17 protein-coding genes are annotated in these 19,485 nt (G+C 72.3%); 9 read left to right on the forward strand and 8 right to left on the reverse strand.

Going from position 1 to position 19,485, the window contains the following annotated elements; translation table 11 throughout:
- Positions 1-24: 24 nt before the first annotated feature.
- Positions 25-1,233, reverse strand: coding sequence for a glycogen synthase (glgA, locus tag ASG70_RS17990; protein ID WP_056885190.1), 1,209 nt, complete (start codon positions 1,231-1,233; stop codon positions 25-27).
- 76 nt (positions 1,234-1,309) lie between these two features.
- On the opposite strand from glgA, the gene glgC reads away from it, so the two are divergent.
- The 6 genes from glgC (at position 1,310) to cphA (ending at position 9,422) form a co-directional block, all read left to right on the forward strand.
- Positions 1,310-2,563, forward strand: coding sequence for a glucose-1-phosphate adenylyltransferase (gene glgC / locus ASG70_RS17995; protein ID WP_056885191.1), 1,254 nt, complete (start codon positions 1,310-1,312; stop codon positions 2,561-2,563).
- Positions 2,560-3,378 (forward strand): LLM class F420-dependent oxidoreductase, encoded by an 819-nt coding sequence (locus tag ASG70_RS18000; RefSeq protein WP_056885192.1) that lies wholly within the window; start codon positions 2,560-2,562, stop codon positions 3,376-3,378. The genes glgC and ASG70_RS18000 overlap by 4 nt, the downstream gene beginning before the upstream one ends.
- Positions 3,379-3,465: 87 nt before the next feature.
- Positions 3,466-4,350 carry a hypothetical protein gene (locus ASG70_RS18005; protein WP_156400080.1) on the forward strand — a complete coding sequence of 295 codons (885 nt, stop codon included), beginning with the start codon at positions 3,466-3,468 and terminating at the stop codon, positions 4,348-4,350.
- Positions 4,351-4,437: 87 nt separating this feature from the next.
- On the forward strand, positions 4,438-5,652 hold the full coding sequence (gene serB / locus ASG70_RS18010; RefSeq protein ID WP_200949340.1) for a phosphoserine phosphatase SerB: 1,215 nt from the start codon (positions 4,438-4,440) through the stop codon (positions 5,650-5,652).
- Between the two features lie 16 nt (positions 5,653-5,668).
- A complete protein-coding gene (locus ASG70_RS18015) occupies positions 5,669-6,529 on the forward strand; it encodes a cyanophycinase (protein WP_056885195.1) in 861 nt (286 codons plus the stop codon).
- A gap of 37 nt (positions 6,530-6,566) precedes the next feature.
- Positions 6,567-9,422 carry a cyanophycin synthetase gene (gene cphA, locus ASG70_RS18020; RefSeq protein ID WP_056885196.1) on the forward strand — a complete coding sequence of 952 codons (2,856 nt, stop codon included), beginning with the start codon at positions 6,567-6,569 and terminating at the stop codon, positions 9,420-9,422.
- Positions 9,423-9,488: 66 nt separating this feature from the next.
- Here the strand turns inward: cphA and ASG70_RS18025 are convergent, their stop codons facing one another.
- The 3 genes from ASG70_RS18025 to fabG form a co-directional block, all read right to left on the reverse strand.
- On the reverse strand, positions 9,489-11,675 hold the full coding sequence (locus ASG70_RS18025) for a tetratricopeptide repeat protein (RefSeq protein ID WP_056885197.1): 2,187 nt from the start codon (positions 11,673-11,675) through the stop codon (positions 9,489-9,491).
- 76 nt (positions 11,676-11,751) lie between these two features.
- The gene (gene fabI, locus ASG70_RS18030; protein ID WP_056885198.1) at positions 11,752-12,510 is read right to left on the reverse strand and encodes an enoyl-ACP reductase FabI; all 759 of its coding nucleotides are present in this window, start codon (positions 12,508-12,510) and stop codon (positions 11,752-11,754) included.
- A gap of 86 nt (positions 12,511-12,596) precedes the next feature.
- On the reverse strand, positions 12,597-13,307 hold the full coding sequence (fabG, locus tag ASG70_RS18035; protein ID WP_056885199.1) for a 3-oxoacyl-[acyl-carrier-protein] reductase: 711 nt from the start codon (positions 13,305-13,307) through the stop codon (positions 12,597-12,599).
- A gap of 97 nt (positions 13,308-13,404) precedes the next feature.
- Between fabG and ASG70_RS18040 the strand changes: the two genes are divergently transcribed.
- Positions 13,405-13,728, forward strand: coding sequence for a DUF3099 domain-containing protein (locus tag ASG70_RS18040; protein ID WP_056885200.1), 324 nt, complete (start codon positions 13,405-13,407; stop codon positions 13,726-13,728).
- Positions 13,728-13,937: a hypothetical protein gene (locus ASG70_RS18045; protein ID WP_056885201.1), complete on the forward strand. Its 210-nt coding sequence runs from the start codon at positions 13,728-13,730 to the stop codon at positions 13,935-13,937. Before ASG70_RS18040 ends, ASG70_RS18045 begins: the two co-directional genes overlap by 1 nt.
- Positions 13,938-13,940: 3 nt before the next feature.
- Here the strand turns inward: ASG70_RS18045 and moaA are convergent, their stop codons facing one another.
- Positions 13,941-15,029 (reverse strand): GTP 3',8-cyclase MoaA, encoded by a 1,089-nt coding sequence (gene moaA / locus ASG70_RS18050; RefSeq protein WP_082590988.1) that lies wholly within the window; start codon positions 15,027-15,029, stop codon positions 13,941-13,943.
- 32 nt (positions 15,030-15,061) lie between these two features.
- Here moaA and ASG70_RS18055 point away from each other — a divergent pair, with 32 nt between their 5' ends.
- On the forward strand, positions 15,062-15,868 hold the full coding sequence (locus ASG70_RS18055) for an SURF1 family protein (RefSeq protein ID WP_056885202.1): 807 nt from the start codon (positions 15,062-15,064) through the stop codon (positions 15,866-15,868).
- 91 nt (positions 15,869-15,959) lie between these two features.
- Here the strand turns inward: ASG70_RS18055 and ASG70_RS18060 are convergent, their stop codons facing one another.
- The 3 genes from ASG70_RS18060 to ASG70_RS18070 form a co-directional block, all read right to left on the reverse strand.
- Positions 15,960-17,831 (reverse strand): ABC transporter ATP-binding protein, encoded by a 1,872-nt coding sequence (locus ASG70_RS18060; protein ID WP_056885356.1) that lies wholly within the window; start codon positions 17,829-17,831, stop codon positions 15,960-15,962.
- A gap of 171 nt (positions 17,832-18,002) precedes the next feature.
- Complete coding sequence (locus ASG70_RS18065) at positions 18,003-18,782, reverse strand: enoyl-CoA hydratase/isomerase family protein (RefSeq protein WP_056885203.1); 780 nt, start codon at positions 18,780-18,782, stop codon at positions 18,003-18,005.
- Positions 18,779-19,483, reverse strand: coding sequence for a sirohydrochlorin chelatase (locus tag ASG70_RS18070; protein WP_056885204.1), 705 nt, complete (start codon positions 19,481-19,483; stop codon positions 18,779-18,781). Before ASG70_RS18070 ends, ASG70_RS18065 begins: the two co-directional genes overlap by 4 nt.
- Between the last annotated feature and the right edge of the window lie 2 nt (positions 19,484-19,485).

The following is a 19,485-nucleotide window of genomic DNA, read 5'->3' on the forward strand; positions in this document are numbered from 1 at the left end:
ACTCGTCCGCGTCCTCTGACCGCCTCAGCCGGCGGACGGCCGGTCGGCCAGCACCTCGCGGTAGACGGCCAGGGTCTGCTCCCCGATGCTGGCCCACGAGAACGACTCGACCGCGCGTTGCCGCCCGGCGACGCCCATCCGCTGCGCCCGCGCGGGGTCGCTCACGGCCTCGGTGAGCGCAGCGGCCAGGTCGGCGACGAACCTCTCGGGGTCGAGGGGGATGCCACTGCCGTCCTGGCGTTGCTCGATCGGGACGAGCCAGCCGGTCTCACCATCGACGACCACCTCCGGGATGCCACCCGTGGCCGTGGCGACCACCGCGAGCTCGCACGCCATCGCCTCGAGGTTGACGATCCCGAGGGGCTCGTAGATCGAGGGACAGGCAAAGACGGTGCCGGCGGACAGCAGCGCGATGACCTCCGCGCGCGGGAGCATCTCGGGGATCCAGACGACGCCTTCCCGAGTCGCCCGCAGCTCGGCCATGAGGCCCTCGACCTCGGCCATGATCTCGGGGGTGTCCGGCGCCCCGGCGCACAGCACCAGCTGGACGTCCGGCGGCAGCTTGGCGGCGGCCCGCAGGAGGTAGGGCAGGCCCTTCTGCCGGGTGATACGGCCGACGAACACCACCGACCTGCCGTCGGGGTCGACGCCGTGCCGGCGCACGACGTCGTGGTCCTCGTGCCGTGCCCAGAGCTCGGAGTCGATGCCGTTGTGCACGACCTTCACCCGCTCCGGGTCGACGCCGGGGTAGGCCCGCAGCACGTCCTGGCGCATGCCCTCGCTCACCGCGATGACGGCGGCGGCTCCTTCGAAGGCCGTGCGCTCCATGTAGGACGAGAGGGCGTAGCCACCGCCGAGCTGCTCCGCCTTCCACGGCCGCATCGGCTCGAGGCTGTGGGCGGTGACGACGTGCGGGATCCCGCCCAGCAGGCTCGCGACGTGCCCACCGAAGTTGGCGTACCAGGTGTGGGAGTGGACGACGTCGGCACCGGCGCAGTCACCCGCCATCGAGATGTCCACGCCCATGGTGCGCACGGCCGCGTTCGCGGACGCGAGGTCCGGGAGGTCGGCATACCCGGTCGTGCCCTCCTCCTGCACCGGCGCACCGAACGCCCGGACCCTCGTGTCGATGTCCCCACGCTCGCGCAGCGCCCTGACGAGCTCGGCCACGTGGACCCCGGCGCCGCCGTAGATGTTGGGCGGGTACTCCTTGGTCAGGATGTCGACTCTCACCCCGGCGAGCGTAGTGGCGGAACGCGTTCGCGGACAGGGCTCGCCACTTCACCGGGGATTCCCTAGGGTCGGCGGTATGCCGTACCGACGCGGAGTCCCGAAGGTTCTTGCCATCGTCCTCGCCGGTGGGGAGGGAAAGCGGCTGATGCCGCTCACGGCGGACCGCGCGAAACCCGCGGTGCCGTTCGGCGGGATCTACCGCCTCATCGACTTCGCCCTGAGCAACGTCGTGAACTCGGGCTACCTCAAGGTCGTCGTGCTGACGCAGTACAAGTCGCACAGCCTCGACCGCCACGTGACGAAGACGTGGCGCATGTCCAACATGCTCGGCAACTACGTCACCCCCGTGCCGGCCCAGCAGCGGATCGACAAGAACTGGTACCTCGGCTCGGCGAACGCGATCTTCCAGAGCCTCAACCTCGTCCACGACGAGAAGCCCGACATCGTCGTGGTCGTCGGTGCCGACCACGTCTACCGGATGGACTTCTCCCAGATGGTGGCCCAGCACATCGAGACCGGTGCCGGTGTGACGGTGGCTGCCATCCGCCAGCCGATCTCGCTGGCGGACCAGTTCGGCGTCATCGAGGTGGACGACGACGACCGTCGGAAGATCGGTGCGTTCCGCGAGAAGCCCACTGATGCCAAGGGGCTCCCCGACTCCCCCGACGAGGTCCTGGCGTCCATGGGCAACTACGTCTTCGACGCCGACGTCCTCATCGACGCGGTGACCCGCGACAACGACCGGCCGGGCAGCAAGCACGACATGGGCGGCGACATCGTGCCGGCGTTCGTCGACGAGGGCCGCGGGTACGTCTACGACTTCAAGGACAACGTCATCCCGGGCGCCACCGAACGTGACCAGGCCTACTGGCGCGACGTCGGGACGATGGACTCCTACTGGGAGGCACACATGGACCTCGTGTCCATCCACCCGGTCTTCAACCTCTACAACTACGACTGGCCGATCTACACCGACTACGGCCCGTTCGCGCCCGCCAAGCTGGTCCACGGAGCGGCTGGCAAGTACGGCGAGGCGCACAACTCGGCCGTCTCCCCCGGCGTCGTCATCTCCGGTGCCACGGTGACCAACTCGGTGCTGTCCCCGCGCTGCCACATCCACAGCGGCACGACCATCGACGACAGCGTCCTGCTCGACGGCGTCGAGGTGGGCCGTGGCTGCACGATCAAGCGGGCCATCATCGACAAGGAGGTCTACATCCCCGAGAACACCACCGTGGGTGTCGACCCCGAGCGTGACCGGGAGCGGGGCTTCATGGTCACCGAGTCCGGCCTGACCGTCATCGCCAAGTCGCAGGAGGTCACCCCGTGACGGGTGCCGGTCGCCCCATCCGCATCGGGGTCCAGCTCCAGCCCCAGCACGCCGACTACGCCTCCATCAGGCGTGCGGCCGCGGAGGCCGAGGAGATCGGCGTCGACGTGGTCTTCAACTGGGACCACTTCTACCCCCTGTACGGACGGTCGGACGGCGCCCACTTCGAGTGCTGGACCATGCTCGGCGCCTGGGCGGAGGCCACCGAGCGCGTCGAGATCGGCGCCCTCGTGACCTGCAACAGCTACCGCAACCCGCAGCTCCTCGCCGACATGGCCCGCACCGTCGACCACATCAGTGGCGGCCGGCTGATCCTGGGCATCGGCTCCGGCTGGTTCGAGCGCGACTACGACGAGTACGGCTACGAGTTCGGCACCGCGGGCGGTCGGCTCAACGCCCTTGCCCGTGACCTGCCGCTCGTCCGCGACCGCTGGGCCAAGCTGAACCCGCCACCGACACGGGACATCCCGGTGCTCATCGGCGGCGGCGGCGAGAGGAAGACACTCAAGATCGTCGCGGAGCACGCCGACATCTGGCACGGCTTCGGCGACCCCGGCACCATCGCGCACAAGCACGCAGTGCTCGACGAGTGGTGCGGCAACGTCGGTCGCGACCCCGCGGAGATCGAGCGCTCCTCCGGGGTCTCCCCCAAGCCGGGGCGGTTGCCAGAGGACGTCGCCGACTACGCAGCCGGCGCGCAGGCGCTGTACGACGTCGGCACGCGACTGTTCACCGTCGGCGTGGGCGGCCCTCGCTACGACCTGGGTCCCCTGCGGGACCTCGTCGCCTGGCGCGACGCCCACCCCGGGGACTGACCGCCGGGACCTTGGCCCCCGTCGCCGCCCCTCGCCACTGACGACCATGGTGGTGCGGGCACCAGCGCCCGGGGATCGAGGGCTGAGATGGCTGTGCAGCAACGGCTACCCGTGCGGCTGGCAGCGGCCACCGCGGTCGTGTCGCTCGCGGCTGGGCTGTGGACGCTCTGGGACCACGGGTTGCTCAGCGGCCCGGAGGCCATGCAGGGCTCCGCACGCGGGACCTCGCTGGTCGTCGTCGCGGTCGCTGTACCGCTCCTGCTCGCCTCCGTGGCGGCCGCCCGGCGCGGGGCCGCCGTCGCACTCGTCTTCTGGGGCGGCGCCACCCTCTACCTCGTCTACAACGCCGTCCTGCTGCTCTTCCTGACGCCGTTCAACTCGGCCTTCCTCCTCTACGTGGCCATGCTCGGCACCGGCCTCTGGAGCGCCGGGGCGCTGCTGGCGACCCCCCAGGTCTGGGACCTCGGCGGCACGGTCGTTCGCGAGGCGCCAGTGCGTGGCGTGGCCGCCTACGTGTGGGTCGTCGCGGGGCTCAACGCGCTCCTCTGGCTGGCGAACGTCGTCCCGGCGCTCGACGACGCCGCGCCGACCCCCATGCTGGACGGCACGGGCGTGACGACCAACGCCATCTACGTGCAGGACCTGGCCGTCTGGCTGCCCCTCATGGTGGTCGCCGCGGGCTGGCTGTCGCGCCGCGAGGCCAGGGGCGCCGTCGTGGTGCTCGCCGGTCTGGTGCTGTGGGTGGTCGAGGCGGTCAGCATCGCGGTGGACCAGGCATTCGGGGCAGCCGCCGACCCCAGCTCGACGGTGGTCTCCACGGACCTGGTGGTGCCGTTCCTCGTCCTGGCCGTGGTGGGGCTGGTGCCCGTGTGGGTGCTCCTGCGCCGTGTCGCCACCGCGGGGAGCCGGCCCGGTACCGCATCCTTCCCCGGCACGACGACGACCCGGCGGAGCCTGCACCGCGCCTCCTGAACGGCCCGCATCCGTCCGCCGCGGTCGGATGGCGAGACTCGCACCGGGTACGTCGACGCGCGTCGATATCGTCGAGGTGTGCCCGACGTGACCGCGCAGACCCTCCTCGTGACCATCTCGGGTGAGGACCGACCCGGCGTCACCAGCACCTTCTTCGACGCGATCGCGGACGTGGGCGCCGAGGTCCTCGACCTCGAGCAGGTCGTCGTCCGTGGGCACCTCACCCTCGCCATGCTCCTCGTCTCGGGCGAGGCGGAGTCACGCCTGCGCGAGGTCCTGCTCGCAGTCGGCGCAGAGCTCGACCTCAAGGTCAAGATCAAGAAGGGCACCGGCGACACCCGCCGCAAGCGCAGCGGCCGGGCCGCGGTGGTCGTGCTCGGCGCGCCCCTGCGCGCGAGCGGCGTCGCCGCGGTGACCGCCCGGATCGCCTCGCACGGCGCCAACATCGACCGCATCCGCCGCCTGTCCCGGTACCCGGTCACGACGGTCGAGCTCGACGTGTCCGGTGCCGACGTGGACCGGCTGCGCCGGGAGCTCGCCCTGGAGTCCAGCGTCCACGGGCTCGACATCGCTGTCGCGGCGGGCGGCCTGGCCCGGCGCGGGCGGCGCTTGGTGGTGATGGACGTCGACTCGACCCTCATCCAGGACGAGGTCATCGAGCTGCTCGCCGAGCACGCGGGACGTCAGGCCGAGGTGGCCGCGGTCACCGAGGCGGCGATGCGGGGCGAGCTGGACTTCGCCGCGAGCCTGCGCCAGCGGGTCGCCGCCCTCGAGGGCCTGCCGGTGTCGGTCCTGGACGAGGTGCGCGCCCGGATCCAGTTCACCCCGGGCGCCAGGACCCTCGTGCGGACCCTCAAGCGCCTCGGGTTCACCGTCGCGGTCGTCTCCGGCGGCTTCATCGAGATCGTCGAGGACATCGCCCGGGAGCTCGACATCGACCACGCGCACGCCAACCGCCTTGAGGTGCGCGACGGGCTGCTCACCGGCCGGGTCGTCGGCGACATCGTCGACCGGGCGGGCAAGGCCCAGGCGCTGCGCCGCTTCGCCGCCGAGGCCGGCCTGCCCCTGTCACGGACCGTCGCCATCGGCGACGGGGCCAACGACCTCGACATGCTCGAGGCGGCGGGGCTCGGCGTCGCCTTCAACGCCAAGCCCGTGGTGCGTGAGCAGGCCGACACCGCCGTCAACGTGCCCTACCTCGACGCTGTCCTCTACCTGCTCGGCATCACGCGTGAGGAGATCGAGGAGGCGGACGAGGCCGACGGCACGCCGACCCCCGCTCCTCCGGTCGTCCACCCCTGATCCCTAGGCTGTCGCAATGGCCCCGCCCCCGCGTCGACGCAAACCCACCCTCCTGATCATCGGTGGTGCAGAGGACCGCGTGGGCAAGGCGACGGTGCTGCGCCGCTTCGTCCGGCTCGCGGGGGGTCGCAGGGCCAGCATCGTCCTCATCCCCACGGCGTCGTCCTTCCAGGACGAGGTGACCGAGGCCTACACCGAGGTCTTCACCCGCCTCGGCGCCCCGGCCCCTTCGGTCGTCAACCCCCAGACCCGCCAGGACGCCTCCGACGAGGCCGCCGTCGCCCTCATCGACGAGGCCACCGGCGTCTTCATGAGCGGCGGCAGCCAGCTCAAGCTCAGCCAGCGGTTCCCCGGGACGCCGCTCGGCGACGCCCTGCACCGTGCCCACGACCGCGGAGCCGTCATCGCCGGCACCTCGGCAGGGGCCTCGATCATGAGCCAGTTCATGATCTCGATGGGCGACGAGGGCATCACGCCCCGCCAGCGGCACAGCCAGCTGAGCGCCGGGCTGGGGCTCCTCGAGGGCGTCATCATCGACCAGCACTTCGCCCAGCGCTCGCGCTACGGCCGGCTCATGTCGATGGTCGCAGCGTCCCCCAGCCTCATCGGCATCGGGATCGACGAGGACACCGCGATCGAGGTCCGCGACCGCCGGGTCTTCACGGTCCACGGCTCCGGCGCCGTGTTCGTCCTCGACTGCCGCGAGGCCGCCTCCGACGCCCCGGACGCCCGCCGTGGAGCGCCCCTGATGGTCTCCGGTGCGGTCGTGCACTCGCTGCCTGCAGGCGCTACGTTCGACCTCGCCGAGGTCCAGCTCGTCGACTTCGTCGAGAAGCACGCAGACGCCGCCGTCGCGCTGGCCTCGGCCAAGGCCTGACGGCCGCCCTGCACTGCCCCACCCGCAAGGAGAACCCATGGCCGACCGCCCCACCCCCACCGGGCCTGCAGCCCCGGAGCTCTCGATCGTCGAGTCCCGCGTCTACCGCGGCGGAAACATCTGGTCCTACAGCCCGGCGATCCACCTGGTGGTCGACCTCGGCGTCCTGGAGGGCTACCCGACCGACACGCTCGTGGGCTTCACCGACCAGCTCGTGGAGCTCCTGCCGGGCCTGGAGAACCACACCTGCTCCCGTGGGGTGAAGGGCGGCTTCATCGAGCGGCTGCGCGAAGGCACCTGGGTCGGCCACGTCGCCGAGCACGTCGCCCTGCAGCTGCAGCAGGAGGCCGGCCACGACCTGCGACGCGGCAAGACGCGTGCGGTCAAGGGGCAACCGGGCCGCTACAACGTCATCTACGACTACGCCGACGAGACGGTGGGCCTCGCGGCCGGCACCCTCGCCGTGCGGCTGGTCAACCACCTCGTCGAACCCGAGGAAGGGTTCGACTTCCGCGAGGAGCTCGACGTCTTCCTGCGGCGGGCGCAGCGTTCTGCCTTCGGCCCGTCGACCGCTGCCATCCTGGAGGAGGCGGTGGCCCGCGACATCCCCTACATCCGCCTCAACAGCGCCTCGCTGGTCCAGCTCGGACAGGGCGTCCACGCCCAGCGCATCCGGGCGACGATGACGTCGAAGACCGGCGCCCTCGCCGTCGACATCGCCAGCGACAAGGACATGACGACGCGGCTGCTCGCGTCGGCCGGCCTGCCCGTGCCGAAGCAGGAGACCGTGCGCACGGCCGACGGCGCGGTCACCGCGGCCCGGCGCATCGGGTTCCCCGTCGTGGTCAAGCCGCTCGACGGCAACCACGGCCGCGGCGTGTGCCTCGACGTGACCTCCGACGACGAGGTCCGCGAGGCCTTCGCCGTCGCCGAGGGCGAGTCCCGGCGCGGCTACGTCATCGTCGAGTCCTTCGTCACCGGTCGTGACTACCGGTGCCTCATCGTCGGCGGCCGCATGCAGGCGATCGCCGAGCGCGTGCCGGCGCACGTCATCGGCGACGGCACCCACACGGTGGCCGAGCTCGTCGAGATCACCAACGCCGACCCGCGTCGAGGCGTGGGGCACGAGAAGGTGCTGACGCGCATCAAGGTGGACGACGCCGCCATCGGGCTCGTCCGCGACCAGGGCTTCGGCATGGACGACGTGCCGCCGAAGGAGCAGATGGTCAAGCTCGCGCTCACCGGCAACATGTCCACTGGCGGAATCTCAGTCGACCGCACGTTCGACGCCCACCCCGACAACGTCGAGATCGCCGAGGAGGCGGCCCGCATGATCGGGCTCGACGTCGCCGGCATCGACTTCATCTGCCCCGACATCGCCTCCCCCGTCCGTGAGACCGGCGGGGCCATCTGCGAGGTCAACGCCGCCCCCGGGTTCCGCATGCACACCCACCCGACGGTGGGCGAGCCGCAGTACATCGCCAAGCCGGTCGTGGACCTGCTGTTCCCGCCGGGGTCGCCCTCGCGGGTGCCGATCGTGGCCGTCACCGGCACCAACGGCAAGACCACCACCTCGCGGATGATCGCCCACATCTTCAAGGGCATCGGCCACAAGGTCGGCATGACCTCCACGGACGGCATCGTCATCGACGAGCGGCTCGTCTACAAGGCCGACGCCTCCGGTCCGCGGTCCGCCCGGATGGTGCTGCAGAACCCGCGCGTCGACTTCGCCGTCATGGAGGTCGCCCGCGGCGGCATCCTGCGCGAGGGCCTCGGGTACGACCGCAACGACGTCGCCGTCGTCACCAACATCGCGCCGGACCACCTCGGGATGAAGGGCATCGACACCCTCTCGCAGCTCGCCGACGTCAAGGCCGTCGTCGTGGAAGCGGTGCCCCGCAACGGTTTTGCCGTCCTCAACGCCGACGACGACCTCGTGCGCAAGATGCGTCGCCGCTGCTCGGGCGGCATCGTGTGGTTCTCCCTCCAGCCCGCCGGCACCAAGGTGCGCGAGCTCATCGAGGACCACTGCCGCCGCGGGGGCCGGGCCGTCGTCCTCGACCACACCGACCGCGGCGACATGATCGTCATCAAGCACGGTCGCCGCTCCATGCAGCTCGCCTGGACCCACCTGCTGCCCTCCACCTTCGGTGGGACGGCGAAGTTCAACGTCGCCAACGCGATGGCGGCCGCCGGCGCCGCCTTTGCCGCCGGGGCCGGCCTGCACGAGATCCGCCAGGGGTTGCGCACGTTCACGACGAGCTACTACCTCTCCCCCGGACGCATGAACCTCGTCAACGTGCACAACACCGACGTGTTCGTCGACTACTGCCACAACGCTCCCGGTATGCGGGTGCTCGGTGAGTTCGTCGAGGGGTATGCGGCGCAGAAGGACGGCCAGGCCGACCTGGGCCGCATCTCGCGCATCGGCATGATCTCCACCGCGGGCGACCGGCGCGACGACGACATGCGCGAGCTCGGCGCCATCGCCGCGCGCCACTTCGACGTGGTCGTCGTCCGAGAGGACGAGCGCAAGCGCGGCCGTCCCGTGGGCGAGACCGCGGCCCTGGTGGCCGAGGGCGCCAAGGCCGAGATCGGCAAGGAGGGCGTCCGCTGCCGCCAGGTGGAGACCGTGCTCAACGAGGTCGAGGCCGTGCGCCACTGCATGGCCCGGGCCAACCCCGGAGACATCGTCGTCCTCTGCGTCGACCAGCACGCCGAGGTCCTCGGCGAGCTCGAGCAGATGACCCAGCACGCGCAGGCCGGCGCCCACAACAAGCAGGGCATCGGCGACCCGGACCTCGACCCCGTGGAGATGCAGAGCGAGGCCCAGGCCGCCGGTGACGAGGCAGCCGCGGCCGAGGCCTCCGAGGTCGAGCCCGCCACCAGCTGACCACACAGCGGATCGGCCCGTCCCACCAGCGAGGTGGGACGGGNGGACCCCGCTGGGACGGGCTGCTCAGGCGTCGCGCAGCTGCGCGGCGTACGCGTGGAGCGCCCGCTGGTAGCTCAGGGTGTCCTCGTCACCCGCGTGGTGCAGCAGCAGGTCGACGAGGTCGGCCACCGCCTCGCGGGCGCGACCGGTGTCGACGGCCGCCAGGGCGCGGAACGCCTCGACCGCCACGCTGCCGGGCCGCTCGGCAGAGAGCTCGGTGAGCAAGGAGTGGGCCAGCTCGGCCTGGCCGGTGACCCGCAGGCTGGAGGCGAGCTGGATACGGGCGCGGTGCCGGTGCGGCTCCCGCAGGCCGGCGGCGAGGGCCTTGCGGTAGAGGTCGATCGCCTCCGCCTCGCGCCCGGCCGCATCGAGGGCTGATGCCAGCTCGTGGACCAGACGGGCGTCGCCGGGCCTGGAGGCCTGCAGGGCCTGGGCGCACTCCACGCGGGAGACGTCGTCGGACAGGTCCCACATGGCGGTGATCTGCGCCTCGAGCTCATGCTCGCCGCGGGCGGCGACCACCTTGCGCCGGATGTCCTCGGGACCGTCGGCGGTGGCCCCCTGCCCGGCGAGCCAGGCGGCGACCTGTGCGCGCTCGGCATGGCACATCAGGGCCACGACGTCACCGTCCGCGGCACCGGGCACCAGGGCCTGCAGGCCCCCGAGCTCGGTGTCGTAGGAGTCGATGTCGGAGACACCCGCACGGGCCAGGCCGACGCGCAGGTGGCTCTCGAGCTCGGCCATGGTGCGGCCGCGCAGGTAGTGGGCCTTGTGGGCCGCGACGACGCGGTCGGCGCGCAGACCCGCCATCTCCCCGATGGCCTCCAGCAGCTCGTCGGTGCGGTCACCGGCCAGCCCGAGGCCCAGGTGCACCTGACCACCCGGGACCTTCATTCCGTGCGCGACGTCCATGAGCGCCTCGAGACCCGCCTCGTTGTGGGCGAGGTCGACGATGACGGTGATGGCCGACCCGTCTTCCCGGCGCAGCGTGTAGGTGTTCATCCGCCCGGGGTTGAGCCGGTCGTCGGGCACGAAGGTGCGCAGGCCCTCGATGACGGCGGCCCGTGGAAGTCCGAGGCCGAGGGCTGCCGCCGCGCCCGCGAGGGCGTTGGCGATGTTGTGCACCGAGAGCCCGGACATCGTCGCGGGCACGTCGAGGATGCTGACCAGCCGGTCGGGGTCGCGACCGTTCTCGAGCACCGCGATGTCGCCGTCCAGGACGGTGATGGCCCGGCCACCGACATCCAGGGCCTCTCGCACGGCGGGGGCGTCGGCCCGCAGCGTGAAGACCCACGGCCTGCCCTTGGAGCCGGTGCGCATGGCCCACACGCGGGGGTCCTCGCCGTTGAGGACGGTCCAGCCGCCGATGCGGGTCGCCTTGGTGACGATGGCCTTGACCTCGGCGAGCTGGTCGACGGTGTCGATGCCCTGCAGGCCGAGGTGGTCGGCCGAGACGTTGGTGACCACCGAGACGTCGTTGTGCGCGACGCCCATCCCCTTGAGCAGCATGCCGCCACGGGCGGTCTCGAGGATGCCCAGCTCGACACCGGGCGCGCTGAGCACGCCACGCGCACCGGCCGGGCCGGAGTAGTCGCCCGCCTCCACGAGCTCGCCCTGCACGACGACGCCGTCGGTCGACGACCACGCCGTGCGCAACCCCGCCGTCATGCCGATGTGGCCGAGCAGCCGGGTCGTGGTGGTCTTGCCGTTGGTGCCCGTCACGGAGGCGACGGGGATGGTCGGCACGAGGATGGAGGGACGGTCCCCCTCCGGTGCCGCGGCCACCTGCGCTCCGAGCTCGGCCACGTCGTCGCGGCGCTCGAGCCACGCCGCCAGGACGGGTGCCACTCCCTCTCCGAGGGCACGGGCGCGACCACGGCGGCGCCACACGAAGGCGACGACGACCTGGTCGGGCCGGCTCCCGGGACGGGTACGGACGCCCAGGCGCGTGGTGCCGCTCGCGGCAGCGAGCCGCCGGGTGGCGCGCTCGACCAGGCGCATGACGAACCGCTGGCGCTGCTCCGTACCCGGTGACCCCGGCCTCGGGCTGCGCAGCGCCACCGCCCGCGCGACCTCCTTGAGGACCGCCTCGTCGGCGGCGAGGTAGCCCGGCAGCTCCAGGCTGACCTTGATGGCCGGCTTGGCGAAGTAGAGGTTGGGGCCCTCCAGGACCCGTACCTCCGTCACGGCGACGGGGGTCTCGGAAGTCATGCGGGGAGCCTAGTGGCGGCCCGCCGCGCGGGCAGAACCGGCGGTCGCGCCGGTCAGTGGGTGGGCACCCCCCGCGTCACTGGCCCATCGCGTGCACGCCGCCGTCGACGTGGACGATCTCGCCCGTGGTCGCGGGGAACCAGTCGGACAGCAGCGCGGCGCAGGCCTTGGCTGCCGGGACCGCGTCGTTGACGTCCCACCCGAGCGGCGCCCGGGTGTTCCAGGTCTCCTCGAACGTCGCGAACCCCGGGATCGACTTGGCCGCCGTGGTGCGGATCGGGCCTGCCGCCACGAGGTTGCAGCGGATGCCCTTGGGGCCGAGGTCGCGGGCCAGGTAGCGGTTGGTCGACTCGAACGCGGCCTTGGCGACGCCCATCCAGTCGTAGACCGGCCAGGCGAACTTGGCGTCGAACGTCAGGCCCACGATGCTCCCGCCGCCCTGCATCAGCGGCAGGGTCGCGACGCCGAGGGCCTTGAGGGAGTAGGCGGAGGCGTGCATCGCGGTGGACACGTCCTCGAACGTCCCCTCCATGAAGTTGAACGCACCCTGGGGGGCGAACCCGATCGAGTGCAGCACGCCGTCGAGGCGGTCGACGTGCTCGCCCAGCCGCTCGGCGAGGCTGTCGAGGTCCTCGGGGTTGGTGACGTCGAGCTCGACGACCGGCGGCGTCGTGGGGAGCCGCTTGGCGATGGTCTGGGTGATCCTGAACGTCCTGCCGAACGACGTCAGCACGACCTCGGCACCCTGCTCCTGCGCGATCTTGGCGACGTGGAAGGCGATCGAGGAGTCCATGAGGACACCGGTGATGAGCAGCTTCTTGCCCTCGAGCAGCATGGGCGGTTCTCCGATCTGGGGGTTGAGGGGTGAGGTGGCGATCCGGCGTCCGGCGTCACGTCCGGCCCGGCGTCCGTCGGGTGGGGTCAGTGCCCCATACCGAGGCCGCCGTCGACGGGCACCACCGCACCGGTGATGTACCCCGCATCGTCGGAGGCGAGGAAGCGCACCGCTGCCGCGACCTCCTCGGTCCGGCCAAAACGTCCGGCGGGGATGCTCGCCTGGTAGGCCTTCTTGCGGTCCTCGGGGAGGACCTCGGTCATGTCGGTCTCGATGAAGCCGGGCGCCACGACGTTCGCCGTGATGCCGCGGCCACCGAGCTCTCGCGAGATCGAGCGGGCCAGGCCGACGAGGCCCGACTTGCTGGCGGCGTAGTTGGTCTGGCCGGGCGACCCGTAGAGTCCGACGACGCTGGAGATGAAGATGATGCGGCCACGGCGCAGCCGGATCATGCCCTTGGAGGCGCGGCGCGCGCAGCGGAAGGCACCGGCCAGGTTGGTGTCGACGACCGAGTCGAACTCCTCGTCGCTCATCCGCATCAGCAGCTGGTCGCGGGTGATGCCGGCGTTGGCCACCAGCACGTCCACGGGGCCGCCCAGGAGCTCCTCCGCCTCGGCGAACGCCTGGTCGACCGAGGCCGAGTCGGTGACCTCGCAGCGCACGCCCTGCAGGCCCTCCGGCGGCTCCCCGGAACGGTGCGTGACGACCACCGAGTGGCCCGCCTGGGCGAGGTCCCGGGCGATGCTGAGCCCGATCCCCCGGTTGCCTCCGGTGACCAGGACGTTGCGGCCTGCCATCGATTCCTCCGTGTCGTCGGTGCTCGTCGGGCGTCTGCGCGCGACCCTACCGACTACCGATGGGTACACCGCATCGCCGTCGGCTTATCGTGGACAGGTGCCCCGCCCACGCCGCCACCGTCCCGACGAGCCCGTCGTCCAGTCGGTGACGTCCGCCCCGGCCAACCTCGCCGACGAGCAGGCGGGCCGGATCCGCCGCTACCTGGTCACGATGGGCGTCCGCACGGTCTGCTTCATCGGCTCGGTCCTGACCGCCACGGCGGGTGCCCCGTGGTGGGTGTGGGGCTCGCTGGCGCTGCTTGCCGTCGTGCTCCCCTACATCGCCGTCGTGATGGTGAACGCCGTCGCACCGCGGGCACCGGGCAACGGTGGAGCGCCGGTCACGCCGCGTGGCGACGGCCCGGACCAGATCGGGCGCTGATGGAGGCGATGGTCTGCAGCGCCAAGGCCTGCCGCCAGCCCGCGACGTGGGCGCACCTGTGGAACAACCCGAAGCTGCACGACGCCGACCGGCGCAAGGTGTGGCTGGCGTGCGAGGACCACCGGTTGTCCCTGGGCGAGTTCCTGTCGGTGCGGGGCTTCCTCGTCGAGACGGTGGCCGTCGACGCCATCCCGGCCGGCGCCGGCTGAGCCTCAGCCGCCGATGGCGGACATGGGGCGGTCGGGCTGCACGAAGTCGCTGGTGCCGATCCCGTGGCCGGGCGCCTTGCGCCACATCTCACCCTGGATGAGGCGCGCGAGGTCGTCGTCGCTCGCCCCGTCACGCATCGGGCCGCGCAGGTCGGTCTCCCTCTGCGAGAACAGGCAGTTGCGCACCTGCCCGTCGGCCGTGAGCCGGGTGCGGTCGCAGGCCGCGCAGAAGGGCGCCGTGACGCTCGCGATGATCCCGACGGTGGCCGGCCCCCCGTCGACGAGGAACCGCTCGGCCGGCGCGCTCCCCCGGTCCTCTCGCGGCAGCGGGGTGAGCCGGAAGCGTTCGGCGAGGCGCTCGTGCAGCTCCTGGGAGGACACCATCGTCGAGGCGTCCCAGCCGTGCTGGGCGTCCAACGGCATCTGCTCGATGAAGCGCAGCTCGTAGCCGCGGTCGAGGCACCACTGCAGCAGGTCGGTCACGGAGTGGTCGTTGATGCCACGCATGGCGACGGCGTTGACCTTGACCGGGACCAGGCCGGCGGTGGCCGCCGCCTTGAGCCCGGCCTCGACGTCGTGGAGGCGGTCACGGCGCGTCAGGTCGGCGAACTCCTGCGGGTCGATGGTGTCGAGGCTGACGTTGACCCGGTCGAGGCCGGCGTCGGCGAGCGGCTGGGCGAGGCGGTCCAGGCCGACGCCGTTGGTGGTCATGGCGATCCGCGGCCGGGGCTCCAGCGCGGCGATGCGCCGGACGACGTCGACCAGCGACCTGCGGAGCATGGGCTCGCCGCCGGTGAGCCGGACCTGGCGGACGCCGAGCCGCACGAAGACGCTGACGACGCGGACGAGCTCGTCGTCGCTGAGCATCTCCGGCTTGGCCAGCCACGGCAGCCCCTCGGCCGGCATGCAGTAGCGGCACCGCAGGTTGCACCGGTCCGTCACCGACACCCTCAGGTCGCGGGCCACCCGGCCGAAGCGGTCCGGCAGCCCGACCGTGCCCTCGGGGGCCCCCTCCGTGCCCGGTGAGGACCCTGCGGCACCCCCGGGCACGGGGGATGCGCCGCGCACGGTCGGGAACGGGAGGCCGGTCATGGTCCCCAGCCTAAGCCGGGTACCGTGATGAAGTGCTCAGGGTTCTCATATCGCGGCGTTGGCTGGGAGCCCTGGCAGCAGCCGTCGGCTTCGCCGTGGCGGCGTTCTTCCTCGGCCAGTGGCAGTGGCACCGCTACGAGGCCAAGGCTGCGCGGGCCGACCGGATCAACTCCCACTACTCCGCGAAGCCCCAGCCGCTGGCCGACGTGCTGGGGACGGCACCCATGGCGCTCAGCAAGGAATGGACCCGGGTCACCGCCACCGGCACGTATGCCGTGGACCGGACGCTGCTGGTCCGCAACCGTCCCTACAAGGGCACCTACGGGTACGAGGTGCTCGTCCCGCTCACGCTGCAGGGCGGCAGCACCGTCCTGGTCGACCGCGGCTGGGTCGTCAACGCCGAGACCGCCGAAGCCGCCCCGGCCGTCCCGGCCGCCCCGACGCAGCCCGTCACGGTGACCGGGTGGCTGCGCCGCTCCGAGCCGTCGCTGGGCAAGTCGCTCCCGAAGGGCCAGCTGGCCAGCATCAACCTCGGTGAGGCGAGCCGACAGGTGGGCTCCCCCGTGCTGGGCGCCTACGTGGTGCTCGAGGTGGAGCGCCTGTCCGACGGCAGCGCACCGGCCAGGCCGACGGCCCTCGAGGCCCCCGACACCGACCTCGGCCCGCACCAGGCTTACGCGTTCCAGTGGTGGATGGGCATGGTCGGCGGTTTCGTCCTCGTGTGGTTCGGCGCCCGACGCGAGTACCGGGACGGGCTCCCTGAGCCGGTAGAGGCCCCCGCAGGGGCGAAGGCGCCCAAGCCGAAGCGCACCCGAATCTGGGACGAGGAGGACGGCTGAGGCCGCTCCCGGGCGCAGGCTGACCGCCGCCCCCGGCCGCAGGATGACCGCCGCTCCCGGCCGCAGGCTGACCGCCGCCCACGGACGGCGGCTACGCGGGGACGTCGGTCTCCTGGTCGGCGAACTGCGTCGTGTAGAGGTCGCGGTAGACCCCACCCCGCGTCATGAGCTCGCGGTGGGTGCCGCGCTCGACGATGCGGCCGCCGTCGACCACGAGGATCTGGTCGGCGCCGCGCACGGTCGAGAGGCGGTGGGCGATGACCACGGCGGTGCGACCGCGCAGGGCGGTGTCGAGGGCACGCTGCACCGCCGCCTCGGACTCGCTGTCGAGGTGGGCGGTCGCCTCGTCGAGGACGATGAGGCCCGGGCTCTTGAGCAGCAGGCGAGCCAGCGCCAGCCGCTGCTTCTCCCCGCCGGACAGGCGGTGGCCACGGTCGCCGACGACCGTGTCGAGGCCCTCCGGGAGGGCGCTCACGAGCGACCAGACCTGCGCGGCCTTGAGGGCGGCCACGACCTCCTCGTCCGTGGCGTCCGGCGCGGCGTAGGTGAGGTTGGCCCGGATGGTGTCGTGGAAGAGGTGGGCCTCCTGGGTGACCATGCCGACCGTGGCCGCCACGGAGGCGGTCGTGGCCTGGCGCAGGTCGAGGCCGTTGACCCGGACGGTGCCTGCGCTGGGGTCGTAGAGCCGCGCGAGCAGGGCGGTGATCGTCGACTTGCCGGCGCCACTGGGGCCGACGAGGGCGACCAGCTGCCCGGGCTCGACCTCGAAGTCGACGTCGCGCAGCACGAGCCCGGAGCCCTTGCGGTCACCGGCCGCCACGCTCTCCAGCGAGGCCAGGGACACCTCGTCGGCCGAGGGGTAGCGGAAGGCCACGCCGTCGACCTGGACCCGCACCGGTCCGGCCGGGATGGGCTCGGCCCCGGGGAGCTCGGTCACCAGCGGCTTGAGGTCGAGCACCTCGAAGACGCGCTCGAACGAGACGAGGGCGGTGAGGACGTCGACGCGCACGTTGGACAGGGTCGTCAGGGGTCCGTAGAGCCGCGCGAGCAGGGCCGTCAGCGCCAGCAGGGTGCCGACGCTGAGCGAGCCGCCGACCGCCATCAGGCCGCCGACGCCGTAGACCATGGCGGTCGCGAGCGAGGCGACCAGCGTGAGGGCCACGAAGAACACGCTGCGGTTGAGCGCGATCTTGACCCCCATGTCGCGCACCTGGCCGGCCTGGGCGGCGTACTGGCTGTCCTCGCGCCTGGGGTCACCGAAGAGCTTGACCAGCAGGGCACCGGCGACGTTGAACCGCTCGGTCATGCGCGACCCGAGGTCGGCGTTGAGGCCCATCTGCGCGTGCGTCATGCCGGCGAGGCGGCGTCCCATGACCCGGGCAGGCACGAGGAAGAACGGCACCAGCGCGAGCGAGGCGAGGGTGAGCTGCCACGACAGGGAGGCCATCGCGACGACGATGAGGGTCACCGAGACGACGTTGCTGACGACGCTGGACAGCACGGACGTGAAGGCCTGCTGCGCCCCGATGACGTCGCTGTTGAGCCGGCTCACGAGGGCGCCGGTCTGGGCGCGGGTGAAGAACGCGATCGGCTGGCGCAGTACGTGGTTGAACACCTCGGTGCGCAGCGAGTAGATGAGTCCCTCGCCGATGCGGCTGGAGTACCACCGCTGCACCAGGGTCAGGGCGCCGTCGGCGAGGGCCAGCGCGGCCACGACCAGGGACAGCTCCACGACGACTGAGCGGTTGCGCGCCGTGATGCCCTTGTCGATGAGCTCCTTGAGCAGCAGCGGGGTGGCCACGACGAGGGCGGCGCTGACGACCACGAGCACCAGGAACACGACGATCTGCCGCCGGAACGGCGAGGCGTAGCCGAGCACCCTGCGGGCGGTGCCAGGGGCGAGCTTGCGGTCCTTGACGGAGTCGTCCCTCGCCAACGAACGCATCGCTGCCCATCCGGACATGCTCACAGTGGTCCTCCTCCAGTCACGCCGTGGAACGTCGCGGGCGGCCCGCGGCATTCCCCATGGTGCTGGTGGCCACCGACAGCCGGTGCGGTGGGGGTGTGGGCAGGGCACGCCCACGACCGGCCAGGGCCGTGACCCAGGCGTGCCCAATGCCTCAGGGGCGGCCCGTCACCCGCTCACGAGGCCGCGCAGCAGCCGCGCCTGGGCCCCGCGCTCGGCAGCGAGCTGGGCGTCGCGCGGCAGGATCTCGGCGGACCGCAGGAGTGGCTTCAGCTCCCGCAGGGCGGCCTCCGGGGTCGCGAGCAGGGCTGCGACGAGGTCGGCCGTGGTGGCCTCGAGCTCGGCGCGGGGCACGGCCACGTTGGCCAGTCCTGTGGCCACGGCCTCATGGGCCCCCACGAACCGCCCGGTGGCACAGATCTCGAGCGCCCGCGCGGGACCGACGAGCCTGACCAGCGGCCCCGTACCGCCCAGGTCGGGCACCAGACCCAGCGAGGTCTCGCGCATGGCCAGCTGCACGTCGTCGGCGACCACGCGCAGGTCCGCCGCCAGGGCCAGCTGGAGACCGGCGCCGATCGCATGTCCCTGCACTGCTGCCACCACCACGGCCGGGACCTCCCCCCACGCGGTGAAGCCGCGCTGTAAGCCGGCGATGACCTCCGCCGCCCGGGCCTCGTCGCGCCCGAGGGAGAGCAGGTCGACCTCACCGTCCTCGCCGCCCCCGGAGAGGACCGAGCGGTCGAGCCCTGCGGAGAACGACGGTCCCTCTCCCTGGAGCACCACGACGCGCACCTCGGGGTCGAGCCCGTCGGCGACCTCCGCGAGGGCGGTCCAGAGGCTGGGCACCTGGGCGTTGCGGCGCGACGGGTTGGTGAGGGTGACGGTGAGCACCGACCCGTCACGGGCGACGTGCAGGTGCGGGTGGGGCGTGCTGCTCGCGTCGGTCACGCGGGCAGGCTACCGGCGCGCTCCAGGACCAGCTGGGCCATGGCGCCCGTCTGCGCCAGGGCGCCGGACACCATGGTGACCCCGGCACGCCCGCAGTTCTGGGCCATCCGGTCGCGCAGGACGCCCTCGGCCACCATGAACGGCACGGCGACGGTCCGCTCCACCTCGTCGGGCATGGTGCGCAGGACCTGCTCCATCGTCGCGCCGCCGTCCAGGGCCGCCACGCCCCAGAAGCCCCACCCGGTGCGGGGGTGGGCGGCGATGGTGTGGCCCACCGTGGCGACGGCCTCGCTGTCGCTGGACCCCGCGGCGTACAGCACGACGGCGGTGGCGGGGTCTGGGTGGATGCCCTCCGCGGCGAGGAGCTCCTCGGCCGCGTCGAGCAGCAGCCGGTGCGGGCCGAGCGCAGGCGCCACGCCGACCTCCGAGCCGGAGCCGGACGCCATGACGCCCACCGCTGCCGGGACGTCGACCTTCGCGTGGAACGCCGGAGTGAGGAGCACGGGGACGACGACGGCCCGCGTCCCGAGGCCCGCTGCGGCCTCCTGGGGCGTCGGCGCGTGGTGGTCGAGGTATGCGGTGTGCACCGGCCGGTGGGGCACGAGGGTGCGGACGTGGTCGGCCAGGACCTCGACGCCGCGCGCATGGCGCGGGTCGGGCGACCCGTGGGCCAGCAGGACGATGTCGGGCTCGGTGCTCACCG

Source organism: Phycicoccus sp. Soil748 (assembly GCF_001428025.1).
Taxonomy (GTDB): Bacteria; Actinomycetota; Actinomycetes; order Actinomycetales; family Dermatophilaceae; genus Pedococcus.

What these genes read in the sequence shown, in the direction of transcription:
- ASG70_RS18015 (WP_056885195.1), top strand. Translation starts at nt 5,669, where the DNA reads ATGGCCCCGCCCCCGCGTCGACGCAAACCCACCCTCCTGATCATCGGT.
- fabG (WP_056885199.1), bottom strand. Translation starts at nt 13,307, where the DNA reads ATGGCAGGCCGCAACGTCCTGGTCACCGGAGGCAACCGGGGGATCGGG.
- fabI (WP_056885198.1), bottom strand. Translation starts at nt 12,510, where the DNA reads ATGCTGCTCGAGGGCAAGAAGCTGCTCATCACCGGTGTCCTCATGGAC.
- glgC (WP_056885191.1), top strand. Translation starts at nt 1,310, where the DNA reads ATGCCGTACCGACGCGGAGTCCCGAAGGTTCTTGCCATCGTCCTCGCC.
- ASG70_RS18025 (WP_056885197.1), bottom strand. Translation starts at nt 11,675, where the DNA reads ATGACTTCCGAGACCCCCGTCGCCGTGACGGAGGTACGGGTCCTGGAG.
- ASG70_RS18060 (WP_056885356.1), bottom strand. Translation starts at nt 17,831, where the DNA reads ATGTCCGGATGGGCAGCGATGCGTTCGTTGGCGAGGGACGACTCCGTC.
- ASG70_RS18045 (WP_056885201.1), top strand. Translation starts at nt 13,728, where the DNA reads ATGGAGGCGATGGTCTGCAGCGCCAAGGCCTGCCGCCAGCCCGCGACG.
- ASG70_RS18005 (WP_156400080.1), top strand. Translation starts at nt 3,466, where the DNA reads ATGGCTGTGCAGCAACGGCTACCCGTGCGGCTGGCAGCGGCCACCGCG.
- cphA (WP_056885196.1), top strand. Translation starts at nt 6,567, where the DNA reads ATGGCCGACCGCCCCACCCCCACCGGGCCTGCAGCCCCGGAGCTCTCG.
- moaA (WP_082590988.1), bottom strand. Translation starts at nt 15,029, where the DNA reads ATGACCGGCCTCCCGTTCCCGACCGTGCGCGGCGCATCCCCCGTGCCC.